At 46.7% G+C, this 15,288-nt stretch carries 12 protein-coding genes; 11 read left to right on the forward strand and 1 reads right to left on the reverse strand.

Annotated features, from left to right (window positions below; genetic code table 11):
- Nucleotides 1-7 precede the first annotated feature (7 nt).
- Nucleotides 8-1,135 carry a sporulation integral membrane protein YtvI gene (gene ytvI, locus FZD51_RS20120; protein WP_148976397.1) on the reverse strand — a complete coding sequence of 376 codons (1,128 nt, stop codon included), beginning with the start codon at nucleotides 1,133-1,135 and terminating at the stop codon, nucleotides 8-10.
- Between the two features lie 388 nt (nucleotides 1,136-1,523).
- Here ytvI and FZD51_RS20125 point away from each other — a divergent pair, with 388 nt between their 5' ends.
- From FZD51_RS20125 to mutM, 11 genes are all read left to right on the forward strand, one after another.
- Nucleotides 1,524-1,982, forward strand: coding sequence for a DUF441 domain-containing protein (locus FZD51_RS20125; RefSeq protein ID WP_009791357.1), 459 nt, complete (start codon nucleotides 1,524-1,526; stop codon nucleotides 1,980-1,982).
- 369 nt (nucleotides 1,983-2,351) lie between these two features.
- Nucleotides 2,352-3,470 carry a citrate synthase gene (citZ, locus tag FZD51_RS20130; protein ID WP_009791359.1) on the forward strand — a complete coding sequence of 373 codons (1,119 nt, stop codon included), beginning with the start codon at nucleotides 2,352-2,354 and terminating at the stop codon, nucleotides 3,468-3,470.
- Between the two features lie 239 nt (nucleotides 3,471-3,709).
- Nucleotides 3,710-4,978 (forward strand): NADP-dependent isocitrate dehydrogenase, encoded by a 1,269-nt coding sequence (icd, locus tag FZD51_RS20135; RefSeq protein WP_148976398.1) that lies wholly within the window; start codon nucleotides 3,710-3,712, stop codon nucleotides 4,976-4,978.
- 130 nt (nucleotides 4,979-5,108) lie between these two features.
- Complete coding sequence (gene mdh / locus FZD51_RS20140; RefSeq protein WP_148976399.1) at nucleotides 5,109-6,047, forward strand: malate dehydrogenase; 939 nt, start codon at nucleotides 5,109-5,111, stop codon at nucleotides 6,045-6,047.
- A gap of 105 nt (nucleotides 6,048-6,152) precedes the next feature.
- A complete protein-coding gene (locus FZD51_RS20145; RefSeq protein WP_009791362.1) occupies nucleotides 6,153-6,629 on the forward strand; it encodes a MaoC family dehydratase in 477 nt (158 codons plus the stop codon).
- Nucleotides 6,630-6,849: 220 nt separating this feature from the next.
- On the forward strand, nucleotides 6,850-7,563 hold the full coding sequence (locus tag FZD51_RS20150; RefSeq protein WP_009791363.1) for a response regulator transcription factor: 714 nt from the start codon (nucleotides 6,850-6,852) through the stop codon (nucleotides 7,561-7,563).
- Entirely contained in the window at nucleotides 7,563-9,326 is a 1,764-nt protein-coding gene (pnpS, locus tag FZD51_RS20155; RefSeq protein ID WP_148976400.1) for a two-component system histidine kinase PnpS, read from the forward strand. The genes FZD51_RS20150 and pnpS overlap by 1 nt, the downstream gene beginning before the upstream one ends.
- A 243-nt stretch (nucleotides 9,327-9,569) precedes the next feature.
- Nucleotides 9,570-10,538 (forward strand): FtsH protease activity modulator HflK, encoded by a 969-nt coding sequence (gene hflK, locus FZD51_RS20160; RefSeq protein WP_148976401.1) that lies wholly within the window; start codon nucleotides 9,570-9,572, stop codon nucleotides 10,536-10,538.
- Complete coding sequence (gene hflC, locus FZD51_RS20165; RefSeq protein WP_148976402.1) at nucleotides 10,531-11,466, forward strand: protease modulator HflC; 936 nt, start codon at nucleotides 10,531-10,533, stop codon at nucleotides 11,464-11,466. The genes hflK and hflC overlap by 8 nt, the downstream gene beginning before the upstream one ends.
- Nucleotides 11,467-11,663: 197 nt before the next feature.
- Nucleotides 11,664-14,297: a DNA polymerase I gene (polA, locus tag FZD51_RS20170; RefSeq protein WP_148976403.1), complete on the forward strand. Its 2,634-nt coding sequence runs from the start codon at nucleotides 11,664-11,666 to the stop codon at nucleotides 14,295-14,297.
- An 88-nt stretch (nucleotides 14,298-14,385) separates the two neighbouring features.
- A complete protein-coding gene (mutM, locus tag FZD51_RS20175) occupies nucleotides 14,386-15,213 on the forward strand; it encodes a DNA-formamidopyrimidine glycosylase (RefSeq protein ID WP_148976404.1) in 828 nt (275 codons plus the stop codon).
- The last annotated feature ends 75 nt before the right edge of the window (nucleotides 15,214-15,288 follow it).

Consider the following 15,288-nt stretch of genomic DNA (forward strand, 5'->3'; position numbering starts at 1 on the left):
TGCCTGTTCATACAGGATTTCTTCTGTCATTTCCTTTAATGTAAAGCCATAAATCCCTGAACACGCCTGCCTTATGGAGGGTCGTGATAATGACAAGGACGACAGGTCCTGCAATGAGGCCAAGAAAACCGATTGTCTTAAAGCCGACAAACAAAGCCACCAGGGTAGCAAGCGGATCCATGCCTATGCTGGAGGAAAGCACCTTCGGCTCCATGACCTGCCTTTGTACAAGGACGATGACATATAGGACTCCCAGTCCGACTGCGGTGCTCATTTCTCCTGCAATGGCCTCATAAATGATCCAAGGGACAAAGATCAGGCCTGTGCCCAGGTAAGGGATGATGTCAACGATCCCTGTAACGAGGGCAATCGTGATGGCATAATCTACACGAAGGATGAGCAGCCCGATTAATATGATGATAGCAGTGATAGAGACCAGGGTGGCCTGTGCTTTGACAAACCCGAATAAGGCCTTTTTCAGATCGGTGAAAACTGTTGCGCTGCTGGCTTTTGCTTTTTCAGGGAGCAGCCTGTTCCCCAGGATGGAAAGCCTGTACCAGTCTTTGCTGATGAAAAAAGTGGCCAGAAGGGAAAAAATCACGACCGTTGCAGCATTAGGGAACCACGAAAGGATATTTGGGATTTTTTCAAAAAACGATTGTATAAAAGATCCTGCGGTCGCTCCGAATCTGGAGCCTACATTTTGGATATTGGCGAGGATGGTATCCTTTTGTCCCGTATCCAGGCTGTTGAACATACTGGTAAGCTGATTGTAAAGCGGGATCAGCTGTCCTGCAAAAAAGTCTTCGGCATATGTAATCAGCGTTTCAAGATGATTCGGGACCACCTGTGCCAGGTAGTCTGCACCAGAGACGATCTCGGCAATCAGCAGAGTAATAAGACCGGCAAAAAAGGCAAAAATAAGAATCAGGCTGATAAGAACGGCGAGAGCCCTTGGCATCCTCCCTTTCCTGACAAGGAAATTGACAAGCGGATTCATGAGAAACGCAATGGCGAATCCGATTATAAACGGATAGGTTACCTTTGAAATATAAAATAAACCAGCCAGGAGCAGGAGGACTGCTCCAATAACTACAATAAATCTCAGGGATCGATTCAGATAAACAGTATTCAAAACCGTTTTTCCTCCTTGGGATATTCAAATTTGCGCCGGCAGTGCAGCCCTCTGCCGATACTGCACTGCCCGGCCGGCATCACTTCATATTACGTTCACTGCTTGAATATGATTCGGCACTGCCGGAAAAAAGGTGATTTTTCAGGGCAGGCGCCGCTAAAGCAGCCAGGACCAGCATACAGTGACATATTCGTTGAAGACGGCCCATTGTCCTGCTGCATATGTTTCAAAAGGAAAAAGCGATTAAGCAGCACTTCAGCATTAGAATCAGGAGGAAGACCTGCCTGAAAAGCTATGCAGCAGCATGTGTGCATTGTAAGGCAAATCGGTAAAAAACCTCAATTATATTATGTTAAAATAATGAAAGTATGAAGGAAGGAAGAATCATATGTCACAGTCGCTTATTTTTTTGATCCTGCTGCTGGCCATCGGGCTGGCTGCGAAAAATAACTCTCTTGTCCTTGCTGTCATGGTGCTGGTGGCTATAAAAGCCATTGGTGCTGATTCAAAGATATTTTCCGTGCTGCAGTCAAAAGGAGTCAATTGGGGAGTCACGGTTATTACAATCGCAGTACTGGCCCCGATTGCAAGCGGAGATATCGGTTTCAAGGAACTGACAGCTGCTTTTAAATCGCCGTATGCCTGGATCGCCCTGATTTCGGGAATGGCGGTCGCGCTGATAGCAAAAGGCGGATTGACACTGCTGACCGAGGATCCGCATATTACGGCAGCGCTTGTTCTTGGGACCATTCTGGCCGTATCCCTGTTTAAGGGGGTTGCAGTCGGGCCATTGATCGGAGCTGGAATCGCTTACATGGCAATGAGACTATTTGAATTTCTAAAATAGTTTTCTCCAAAAATAATAATTTTTTCACATTTCGAGTGCCTTTTCGTTCACAAATATCAGATAATTGTTTATAATAGGACTTGTAAGCGTAACCTTTTTACAATTTCCTGCCGCCAGAATCAGTAAAAGGCGGCAACGAAAAAATGAAAGCATTTTCTTTTTTTTAATACTGGTTCCGAGCAAGCGCTCGATATATCAGGCTTGCGGAGCTTTGTTCAAAAACCTGCAGCATCAGCTCTGCAGTCTATTACACAACAGGCTCGGTCGGGCTGAACAGAATGATCTTTTACCGGTGCTATTTTTGGACATGCCGGCATGTTTACAGGCATACCGGCAAGGGGAAAATCAATTTGTAAAGGAGAGGTTCATATGACAGCAACACGAGGACTTGAAGGGGTAGTGGCGACTACTTCCTCTATCAGCTCGATCATCGACGATACGCTCACTTATGTGGGATATAATATCGATGATCTGGCGGAAAATGCAAGTTTTGAAGAGGTAATCTATTTATTGTGGCACAGGAAGCTTCCGACTGCCAAACAATTGGAAGAGCTTAAGAACCAGCTGGCAGAAGATATGGAACTTCCGCAGGAAGTGCTTGAACATTTCAAAATGTATCCGATTGATAAGGTGCATCCTATGGCAGCGCTGAGGTCGGCTGTGTCCCTGCTTGGTTTATATGATGAGGAAGCAGATGAAATGAATGAAGAGGCCAATTACCGCAAAGCAGTCCGCCTGCAGGCCAAAATGCCTGCGATCGTTACGGCATTTGCACGTGTGCGCAAAGGGCTGGATCCGATCGCCCCTAGAAAGGATCTCACTTTTGCTGCCAACTTCCTTTATATGCTTACTGGCAACGAGCCGGAAGATATCGCAGTTGAAGCTTTCAACAAGGCGCTTGTCCTGCATGCCGACCATGAACTGAATGCATCCACTTTCACTGCCCGTGTCTGTGTAGCGACATTGTCTGACGTTTATTCCGGTGTCACTGCAGCGATCGGCGCTCTTAAAGGGCCTCTTCATGGAGGAGCAAACGAAGCCGTCATGAAGATGCTTACAGAAATCGGCGAATTGAATAATGTAGATTCATATATTCGCGAAAAGCTGGACAATAAAGAAAAAATCATGGGCTTTGGCCACCGCGTATACCGTAAAGGCGATCCGCGCGCCAAACACCTGAGGGAAATGTCTGAAAAGCTGACTCATCTGACTGGTGAGCCGCACTGGTACCAGATGTCAACACAGATTGAAGACATTGTGACAGGAGAAAAAGACCTTCCGCCGAATGTTGATTTTTATTCTGCATCTGTTTATCACAGCCTGGGAATCGACCATGACCTGTTTACGCCGATCTTTGCCGTAAGCCGCGTATCCGGATGGCTTGCCCATATTCTTGAGCAATACGAAAACAACCGCCTCATCCGTCCGCGCGCCGACTATACAGGACCGGGCATGCAGACGTACGTTCCGGTTGCTGAACGCGGATAATATAGTAAACAATTTTACTTTTCAGTAAAAAATTGATGTAATAGAAGAAGGGAATTCGGATGCCTCTTTTTAAAGAGGATAGGATGGCAGCATGATAGAATGATAGGCTGCACTTTCAAACTTCCGTTTCCTGGATAAAACCGCGCACCGATCGGCATTCCGGCCAGCTTTTTCCCGCTGGTCTCTGCTGCCGGGATGATGTGTGCCGGCCTATGCTTAAGAATCTGGAGGGAGAAACCATGCAAGGTGAAAAAATTACTGTAACGAACGGCGCTTTAAACGTGCCTAACAATCCTATCGTCCCATTTATCGAGGGAGATGGAACTGGACCGGATATTTGGGCTTCAGCATCAAGAGTATTGGATGCTGCAGTTGAGAAGGCTTATAATGGCGAGCGCAAAATCGTCTGGAAAGAGGTTCTTGCAGGTGAAAAGGCATTCAACCAGACGGGTGAATGGCTTCCATCTGAAACGCTTGAACAGATCAACGAATACCTGATTGCGATTAAAGGTCCGCTGACAACTCCAATCGGAGGAGGAATCCGTTCATTGAACGTTGCCCTTCGCCAGGAGCTTGACCTGTATGTCTGCCTGCGCCCTGTACGCTGGTTCGAAGGTGTCCCTTCTCCAGTCAAGCGTCCTCAGGATACTGATATGGTTATTTTCCGCGAAAATACGGAAGATATCTATGCAGGGATTGAATATGCAAAAGGCTCTGATGAAGTGAAGAAGCTGATCTCCTTCCTTCAAAACGAAATGGGCGTCAATAAGATCCGTTTCCCTGAGACATCAGGAATCGGCATCAAGCCAGTGTCTGAAGAAGGCACAAGCCGTTTAGTCCGTGCAGCTATTGATTATGCCATCAAGGAAGGCCGCAAATCAGTAACGCTTGTACATAAAGGCAATATCATGAAGTTTACAGAAGGCGCATTCAAAAACTGGGGCTATGAGTTGGCTGAGAAGGAATACGGCGACAAAGTATTCACTTGGGCCCAGTATGACCGCATCAAAGAAGAGCAGGGGACAGAGGCTGCCAATAATGCACAGGCTGATGCAGAAGCTGCAGGCAAAATTATCGTCAAGGATGCCATTGCCGATATCTTCCTTCAGCAGATCCTTACACGTCCGCGCGAGTTTGATGTAGTGGCTACAATGAACCTGAACGGAGATTATATCTCTGATGCACTGGCTGCACAGGTAGGCGGCATCGGAATCGCTCCTGGAGCAAACATCAACTATGTAACAGGGCATGCAATCTTTGAAGCAACCCACGGCACTGCACCTAAGTATGCCGGTCTTGACAAAGTCAATCCATCTTCAGTCATCCTGTCAGGCGTATTGCTGCTTGAGCATCTTGGCTGGACTGAAGCTGCGAACTTAATCGTCAAATCCATGGAAAATACAATCGCTTCAAAAGTTGTGACTTATGACTTTGCGCGTCTGATGGACGGTGCGACAGAAGTGAAATGTTCTGAGTTCGGCGATGAGCTGATCAAGAACATGAAGTAAGACCAGCAGGAACTTTTTCAGGAGGCCGGTTCTCATCCGAGGACGGCCTCTTACATAATCGGAGATATCCGGCCGCTGCCCTGCCAGCTGCAGGCTGCGTACCAAACCATTCCTTAAGGGGGAACATGTCATGACATTGAAACGCAAAAAGATTTCTGTAATCGGCGGAGGATTTACCGGAGCAACGACAGCTTTCCTGCTTGCCCAAAAGGAGCTTGGGGATGTAGTCCTTGTGGATATTCCTCAAATGGAAAACCCTACAAAAGGAAAAGCGCTTGATATGCTTGAAGCAAGTCCTGTACAAGGGTTTGATGCCAATATAACAGGCACATCCAGCTATGAAGATACGAAGGATTCCGATATCGTGGTGATTACAGCCGGAATTGCACGCAAGCCTGGCATGAGCCGTGACGACCTTGTCCAGACAAACCAAAAAATCATGAAAAGCGTCGCGCAGGAAATTGTAAAATATTCTCCTGACTGCTATATCATTGTCCTGACAAACCCGGTTGATGCCATGACCTATACAGTCTTCACAGAGTCAGGCTTCCCGAAAAACCGGGTAATAGGCCAGTCGGGCATCCTTGACACGGCTCGTTTCCGAACCTTTGTCGCCCAGGAGCTTAATCTTTCTGTTAAGGATATTACAGGGTTCGTCCTTGGCGGACATGGAGATGACATGGTGCCGCTTGTCCGCTATTCTTATGCAGGGGGCATTCCGCTGGAAACATTGATTCCGAAGGACCGCCTGGATGCAATCGTTGAGCGGACACGCAAAGGCGGAGGAGAAATCGTTAACCTTCTTGGAAACGGAAGCGCTTATTATGCTCCGGCTGCTTCTTTGGTGGAGATGTGCGAAGCAATCCTTAAAGACCAGCGGCGGGTGCTCCCTTCCATTGCTTATCTTGAAGGGGAATACGGTTATGAAGGTATTTATCTTGGAGTTCCAACCATTCTTGGGGCGAACGGGATCGAAAAAATCATTGAACTGGAACTGACAGAAGAAGAAAAAGCTGCGCTGGATAAATCGGCGGAAGCTGTCCGAAATGTGATGGATGTGCTTGCTTGATAAACAATCAAATCGGGGGAAATACCCCCGATTTTTTTAAAAATAAATAACTGAATTATCAAACTTATAAATGAAAACGATTACAACAATTGGAGGTGCTCTTCCTTGCTTCTAGGAAAAAAGCGCAAACTGGGCAGGAGAATTGAAGAAATAACTGCTGGGGAAAAGCTGACTTTAACAGAAAAAATAGAGGATAAGGATCTGCTGCTTTATCTTGGCTTGACCAATGATGCTAATCCTCTTTATATCCAGCATGACTATGCTTCCCAGACGCCTTATAAAAAACCGATAGTACCCAATATCATGCTGAATGGCATCATATCTTCGGCGGTTTCCAAGTATTTGCCTGGTCCGGGATCTCATATTCTCAAACAGGAGATTGAGTACCATAAACCTGTGTTCCATTATTCTGTCATCGAATTTTTATTTTTGGTAGATGACGTAAATCAAAGCAGCCATACAGTAACAATCAAAGTGGAGGCCATCACGGAAGAAGGCGAACTCGCATTGAGCGGTTCTCTCCTTGTATGCCCTCCGTACCGCCTGGAAGGAATGGAAGGAAGCGCTTTGGATAACTTTTAATAGACGACATATAGACCCGGAATGGAAGCATTCCGGGTCTTTTTAATCTTTTTTAGCTTAAATCTCATGCACGGACTATCCACCGGCCATAAGACACCCTGTTAATCATATTTCTTATCCCTGAATATTCCTTATTGCTTTTCCTCCGGCACCATATATTATAATAGAACTGTGGTACTTGGGGTTTTTACAGGGGTAATATAGATTATTGGAGGCCTTTATGGATAAAAAAGTGCTAGTAGTTGATGATGAACAATCCATTGTCACCCTTTTGGAGTATAACCTGAAACAGGCAGGATATGAGGTAATCACTGCAATGGATGGAGAGTCCGGCAAGGATTTTGCCCTGCAGGAAAGGCCGGATCTGATCGTACTGGATCTAATGCTGCCAAAGCTCAATGGCATAGAGGTCTGCAAGCAGCTCCGCCAGGAAAAAATACATACACCCATCCTCATGCTGACTGCAAAGGATGATGAATTTGATAAGGTGCTTGGCCTGGAGCTTGGCGCTGATGATTATATGACAAAACCTTTTAGCCCGAGAGAGGTTGTTGCCCGGGTAAAAGCAATCCTGCGCAGGACTCAGCTGACGGCCGGGCAGCAGGAGCAGGCTGAAGAGGATTCAGATTCTATCCGGATAGGCGGGCTGAAGATCTTCCCGGAGCATTATGAGGCATTTTTCTCGGAAGAACTGCTGGAACTGACACCGAAGGAGTTTGAACTCCTGCTTTACCTTGCCCAAAATAAAGGCAGGGTGCTGACAAGAGACCAGCTGCTGAGTGCTGTATGGAATTATGATTTCGCAGGAGATACAAGAATCGTGGATGTGCATGTCAGCCATCTGCGGGAAAAGATCGAAGAGAACACAAAAAAGCCGGCTTATATAAAAACAATCAGGGGTCTGGGCTATAAATTGGAGGAGCCGAAGGGCTGATGACCAAATTCCGCACAAGGCTTCTTTTTGCCCTGATCACGCTTATCATTGCTGTTTTGGTGGGTTTGGGCCTCCTGCTGGGCCAGCTGTTCAAAAGTTATTATCTTAAGTCATTCGATGAAAGGCTCATCAAGGAAAGTGAGATGCTTTCTACATATATTGAAGACAGCGGGGGGATTGATGCGCTGAGTCAAAAAACCATCCTGGATTTTGGGGAAATGCTGGGTGTCCGTGTCACCATTGTCAATGGTGACGGCACCATCCGTTATGACAGCAAAGGTGAAAGAGAAAGCATTGATAGCAGGCATGAAGGGATTATAAAGGGGATCCTAAGCAAAACAGGCAGGGATGAGGAGGTCTTCGAGGTTGAAGGCGGCTTTGATCTGCATTATTATTGGAAGCCGATCATCCAGGATGGAGCAAATGAAGGCTACATATTTCTCAGCTCACAGATGACAGAGCTGAAAAAAGCCTACAGGCAGATTTGGTGGATATTGACTGTCAGCCTCGGGCTTGCACTTGCAGTCATCATCCTCCTGGGCTCAAAGATTGCTGCGAGATATACGAAGCCAATTGAATCAGCTACTAACGTCGCCATTGAACTTGCAAAAGGAAATTACCGGGCAAGGACATATGAGGATAATATAGATGAAACCGGTATGCTCAGCTCCTCGATCAATGTCCTTGCCAGAAATCTGCAGGATATGGTCAAGGCACAGGAAATGCAGCAGGACCGGCTGGGAACCCTGATTGAAAACATGGGGAGCGGCCTTATTTTAATTGACAGCAGGGGCTATATCAGCCTTGTGAATAAGCCATACTATGAAATCTTCGGCCTGGAGCCTCACGGCTATGTCGGCAATCTGTATTATGAAGTGATTGAACAAAAAGAAATAACCGATCTGGTTGAAGATATCTTCATGACAGAGCAGAAAACAAGAAAGCAAATGGTGATCCCGGTTGCAATTGAGCGCAAGCATTTTGAGGTGTATGGAGTCCCGATCATCGGAACGAACGATGTATGGAAAGGAATCCTGCTTGTTTTCCATGATATTACGGAATTAAAGAAGCTCGAACAGATGAGAAAGGACTTTGTCGCTAATGTTTCTCATGAGCTGAAGACACCGATCACCTCTATTAAAGGTTTTTCAGAAACACTGCTTGACGGTGCTATGCATGATAAAGCAGCGTTATCGGCTTTCCTGGACATTATATTGAAGGAAAGCGACCGCCTCCAGTCGCTCATCCAGGATCTGCTGGATCTCTCCAAAACAGAACAGCAGGGGTTCAGGCTTTCTGTCCAGGAGATGGATCTTTCCAGCCTGCTTGGCGAATGCCTGGCAATATTGAATGGAAAAGCAAAGGATAAGGCTATTGATATAGAGTATTCAGATCAATCGGGAAATGGGTGGATCAAGGGAGATCCGCACCGTCTGAAGCAGGTGTTCATCAATCTGCTGACCAATGCCATTACTTATACTCCGCAGGGCGGAAAAATATCCGTATCGCTGGAGGAAAAGGAAGATAAGGTCCAGGTTGAGGTTAAGGATACAGGCATGGGAATTGAACAGGATGAAATTCCCCGGATCTTTGAACGGTTCTACAGGATCGACAAAGCAAGGAGCAGGAATTCCGGAGGCACTGGCCTTGGCCTTGCAATCGTTAAGCATCTCGTTGAGGCCCACAAAGGCAGCATTACGGTTGAAAGTGAAGTGGGCAAGGGGACAACTTTTAAAGTGCAGCTGCACAGGGAAATTTCATAAAATGCGTACATATGGATTTAAGTTTACACATTCTTTACATGGTGTTTATTGTGCCTTAATATTCCATTGATACAATCATTTATGAAAAACCCCTTCATCCAAGGAGCCAAACCAGAAAGACGAAAGCAGACCCCGCTTTCGTCTTTCGCCATTTATTCAGCTTTTTTTGTAATCTTATTGAAACCTTTCTGTTATGCAGCCGTATTAAGAGGCAGAGATAAAAACAGAAAGGGGAGCAGGGGAATGGTCAGTTTAAAAAGGATTTATACGATATTAGGCCTCGCGGTCCTGATTATCATACTGAGCATTGCAGCATTCACGACCTGGTATACAGTCGACGAATCTGAACAGGCTGTCATATTGACATTCGGTGAAGTGGAACAGGGCATCAATGAGCCTGGACTGCATTTTAAAATGCCATGGCCTATTCAATCAGTAGAAAAGCTATCGAAAGAAACCTTCAGCCTTCAATTCGGTTATGAAGAAAAAGACGGGAAGGTAAAGGAACATCCTCAAGATACAAAGATGATTACAGGGGATGAGAACATAGTCCATGCAGACCTTGTGGTGCAATGGAAAATTACAAATCCCGAAAAATTCCTTTTTAATGCAGATAATCCTGAGGAAGTCATGTATGATGCAACCTCAGCTTCATTAAGGAGCATCATCGGCAATTCCAAGATTGATGATGCCCTTACCTCAGGGAAGGCACAGATCGAGGGGGATGTCAGGGAAATGCTGACTTCTTTGATTGATAAGTATGATATCGGCATATCAATACTGGCAGTCAAGCTCCAGGATGTCGAACTTCCCAATGATGAAGTCCGCAAGGCGTTCACCAATGTAACAGATGCCCGTGAGACAATGAATACTAAAATAAATGAAGCCAAGAAATATAAGAATAAAAGAATGAATGAGGCAGCCGGTGAAGAGGATGCCATGATCTCCAAGGCAAAAGGGGATAAAACGGCGAGGATCCAGGGAGCGACTGGTGATGTAGCGGTATTCAATAAGCTGTACGCGGAATATAAGAACAGCCCTGACATCACAAGGGAAAGGCTGATGCTCGAAACGCTCGAGCAGGTTCTTCCCGGTGCTGAGATCTATATCATGAATGATGACGGCAATACGATGAAATATTTCCCGATCAGGCCTCTTGAGAAGGAGCAGCCTAAGGCGCCGGCAGAGGAAGGGAGTGACAGCAATGGATGATCAGAATGTAGTGAATATAAATGAGCGCGGAAACGGATTCCAATGGCGCAATTATATAAAAATAGGAATATTTCTGATTGTTGTCATCGCGGTCCTGCTGCTAATCTTTGTCAATCTCTTCATCGTCAAGGAAGGGGAGTACCGGGTGGTCCGCCAGTTTGGAGAAGTAGTCAGGATCGAGAAGGAACCCGGGCTCAGCTATAAACTCCCTTTCATCCAGAGCGTCACTTCATTGCCGAAGTATCAGATGACATATGATGTTAATGAGGCGGAAATCAATACGAAAGACAAGAAAAGAATTATCATTGATAATTATGCTGTCTGGAGAATCGAGGATCCAAAAAAGCTGATAGCTAATGCCCAGACAGTGGAAAAAGCGGAGTCAAGGATGGAAGAATTCATCTACTCGGTGGTAAGGGCAGAGCTTGGGAATCTGGAATATGATGAAATCATCACTGATGAAGAAGCTTCTTCCCGCGGTTCGATCAATGACAGGATCACAGAGCAGGTGAATGAGATGCTGTCCAGGGATCAATATGGGATCGTTGTGACAGATGTCAGAATGAAAAGGACCGATCTGCCAAGCGAAAATGAGCAGTCTGTATACACAAGGATGATTTCCGAGCGGGATACAAAGGCGCAGGAATATCTTTCACAGGGTGATGCGCAAAATAACAGGATTGTAGCAGAAACAGACATGAACGTTAAAGAGATGCTTTCAAAGGCACAGGCTGAAGCAGAAACGATCCGTGCGGAGGGTGAGGCAGAAGCTGCCCGCATCTACAATCAGTCGTTTTCAAAAGATCCTGATTTCTACTCTCTATACAGAACACTTCAATCTTATAAAAAGACGATCAATGGGGAGTCTGTCATTGTGCTTCCTTCCGATTCGCCGTATGCCCGCCTGCTGATGGGGTATACAAACTAGCAGGCAAATAGCTGCGCGCCGTTATTTTTCTTTCTTTATCCAGTCGTGATAAAATGAAAGAAGAATAACGGTTTTTTTATGTTAAGCTACTTTTCTGCCAGGGTGAGGGGTATTTTAACTGGCTGAAGATGCGGCAGCGCTGAACAAGAGTGCGCTTCCCGGGCTTTCAAGAACTACGCTGCAAGGAGGATGGACCAATGGCTAAAAAGCTTGTATTAATTGATGGAAACAGTATTGCATACAGGGCCTTTTTCGCACTTCCGCTGCTGAATAATGACAAAGGCATACATACAAATGCGGTTTACGGTTTTACGATGATGCTCATGCGCATCCTGGAGGATGAAGATCCTTCTCATATTCTGGTTGCTTTTGATGCAGGAAAAACAACATTCCGCCATAAAACATTCACTGAATATAAGGGAGGCAGGCAAAAAACGCCGCCGGAGCTGTCTGAACAATTCCCCTTCATCCGTGATCTGCTTGATGCTTATCAGATTCCTCGCTATGAGCTTGAAAATTATGAGGCGGATGATATCATCGGCACACTTTCCCTCCAGGCAGAGCAGGAGGGCTTCGAGGTAAAAGTCATTTCCGGAGATAAGGATTTGACCCAGTTAAGCTCTGAACATACTACCGTCGGAATCACCCGCAAGGGAATTACCGATATCGAAGAATATACTCCGGAACATATCCGGGAAAAATATGGCCTGTCGCCTGGCCAGATCATTGATATGAAAGGCCTGATGGGGGACAGCTCAGACAATATCCCCGGGGTGCCCGGTGTAGGAGAGAAAACAGCCATCAAGCTGCTGAAGGAGTTTGAGACGCTTGAAAATCTGCTTGGATCAATCGATCGTGTGAGCGGCCAGAAGCTGAAGGAAAAGCTTGAGGAGCATAAGGATCTGGCAGTGATGAGCAAGGAGCTTGCCACCATCACAAGGGAAGCACCTGTTGAAGTGAAGGTAGAAGATGCGGGCTATTCAGGCTACGACCAGGCCAAAGTCGTTTCCCTTTTCAAAGATCTTGGATTCAACTCGCTTCTTGAGAAGATCGGCGGGGAAGTACCAGAAGAAACGGCTGCACCCCTTGAAGATATTCAGTTTGAAACAGCAGAAAACATCCTGGACGATTTATTTGCAGACGAAACTGCTTTTTATGTCGAGATGCTTGAAGAGAATTATCATACCGCCAAAATAGCCGGCTTCTCGGCTGCAAGCGGAAATGGGGTCTATTTTATTCCCGCTGAGCTTGCACTAAGCTCTGAGACCTTTAAGAAATGGGCCGAGGACGAATCTAAAAAGAAGATTGTCTATGATGCCAAGCGAACGGAGGTTTCCCTGCGCCATCACGGCATCCACTTAAAAGGAGTGGAGTTTGACCTTCTTATCGCTTCCTATATCATCAATCCGTCAGAATCGATCGAAGACTTTGCTTCTGTTGCCAAACGCCATGGGTACAATGGTGTACAGACGGATGATGCTGTCTACGGGAAAGGTGCGAAAAGAAAGATTCCTGCACAGGAAGAGCTGGCAAGGCATCTTGCCAGAAAGGCTGCCGCCCTGGAAGCCCTTAGGGACAAGCTTGAAGATGAGTTAAAGGAAAACCGGCAGTATGAGCTTTTTTATGATCTGGAAATGCCGCTTTCGCTTATTCTGGCTGATATGGAGTCGCAGGGCGTCAAAGTCGACCTTGAAAGGCTTCAGGCGATGGGAGAACAGATCAACCAGAAGCTGGGCGATATTGAAGAGCGCATCCACGAGCTCGCGGGTGAGGCTTTCAACATTAATTCTCCTAAGCAGCTTGGGGTCATCCTCTTTGAAAAGCTTGGCCTGCCTCCTGTTAAAAAGACAAAGACAGGATATTCTACTTCTGCTGATGTTCTGGAAAAGCTGGAAGAGAAGCATGAAATCATCAGGGAGATCCTGCAGTACAGGCAGCTCGGCAAACTGCAGTCGACTTATATCGAAGGGCTGCTGAAGGTGACGGACAAGAAAACAGGGAAGGTTCATACCCGCTTTAATCAGGCACTCACACAAACAGGCCGCCTAAGCTCGACGGATCCGAACCTGCAGAATATCCCGATCCGCCTTGAAGAGGGAAGAAAGATCAGACAGGCCTTTGTACCTTCTGAAAAAGGCTGGGTCATTTTTGCAGCCGACTATTCCCAGATCGAGTTAAGGGTGCTTGCGCATATTGCTGGCGATGAAAAGCTGATCGAGGCTTTCCGTGAAGATCAGGATGTCCATACAAAGACAGCTATGGAGGTATTCCATGTGTCAGAAGGAGAAGTGACTTCGAACATGAGGCGCCACGCTAAAGCAGTCAACTTTGGAATTGTATATGGAATAAGCGATTATGGATTGTCGCAAAGCCTGGGGATTACGAGGAAGGAAGCCGGGCAGTTCATCGACCGCTATCTGGAAAGCTATCCTGGAGTCCGCGAGTATATGGACGATATCATCCAGGAGGCGAAACAGAAGGGATATGTTTCGACTCTTCTTCATAGAAGAAGATATCTTCCTGAGATTACAAGCCGGAATTTCAATCTAAGAAGCTTTGCAGAGCGTACAGCCATGAATACACCGATACAGGGCAGTGCTGCCGATGTCATCAAGAAAGCCATGATTGACATGGCCGATCGGCTTCGGGAAGAAGGACTGCAGTCCCGCCTTCTTTTATCGGTGCACGATGAATTGATCTTTGAGGCGCCTGAGGAAGAAATTGAGATACTAAAGAGAATTGTGCCCGACGTGATGGAAAATACAGTAGATCTGGATGTCCCGCTAAAGGTCGACTTCTCATACGGGCCGACATGGTTTGATGCAAAATAGAAGGAAGAAGCAAGCGCTTGGGTACAGCCTGGCGCTTTCTTCCTTCCCAACAGTCGGGGCCTGCAGATAGAAGAAAGGAGAATCAATCATGCCTGAATTGCCAGAAGTAGAAACAGTCAGGAAAACATTGAAAGAGCTTGTCAGCGGCAAAGAAATCGGGGAAGTGTCCATCCATTGGCCGAAGATGATCAAGCAGCCTGGTGAAGCTGAGCAGTTTGCCGATGCGCTTGCCGGACAGACTATCCTGGATGTCGGAAGGCGGGGAAAGTTCTTGATCATTTACACAGACGATTATGCTTTGGTTTCCCATCTCCGCATGGAAGGCAAGTATGCTCTCTATCCAAAAGAAGAGGACAAGGATAAGCATACCCATGTTATCTTCCATTTCACAGACGGTTCTGAACTCCGCTACAGGGATGTAAGGAAGTTCGGGACAATGCACCTGTTTGCCAAGGGAGAGGAATTTGCGAGTCTGCCCCTCTCCCAGCTGGGGCCTGAGCCGTTTTCGGAAGAATTTACTCCCCGGTTTCTGCAGCAGCGGCTGGCCGGCACCAATAGAGCGGTCAAAACTGCCCTTTTAGATCAGAAAGCAGTCGTTGGACTTGGGAATATATACGTGGATGAGGCGCTGTTCAGAGCAGGCATCCACCCTGAAAGGCTGGCCAGTTCCCTTTCTGATGATGAAATCGGCAGGCTGCATAAGGAGATTGTCGCCACACTTTCTGAAGCAGTTGAGAAGGGGGGCAGCACCATCAGGTCTTATGTGAATTCACAGGGCCAGATCGGCATGTTCCAGCTCGAGCTTTTCGTCTACGGGCGAAAAGGAGAGGAATGCAAAACATGCGGCAGCACACTCGAAAGAATCATCGTCGGCGGGCGGGGCACAGTTTTCTGCCCTGTGTGCCAGGTGAAATAGGGGAGTCTTTATAGGGGCTGGGCAAGCCGCTTCCGCATTTCGATTTGTCCAGCTGCGGCTCCTAGGTGCTCGAGT

The sequence above is a fragment of the Bacillus infantis genome, assembly GCF_008180445.1.
Lineage (GTDB): Bacteria > Bacillota > Bacilli > Bacillales > Cytobacillaceae > Bacillus_AB > Bacillus_AB infantis_B.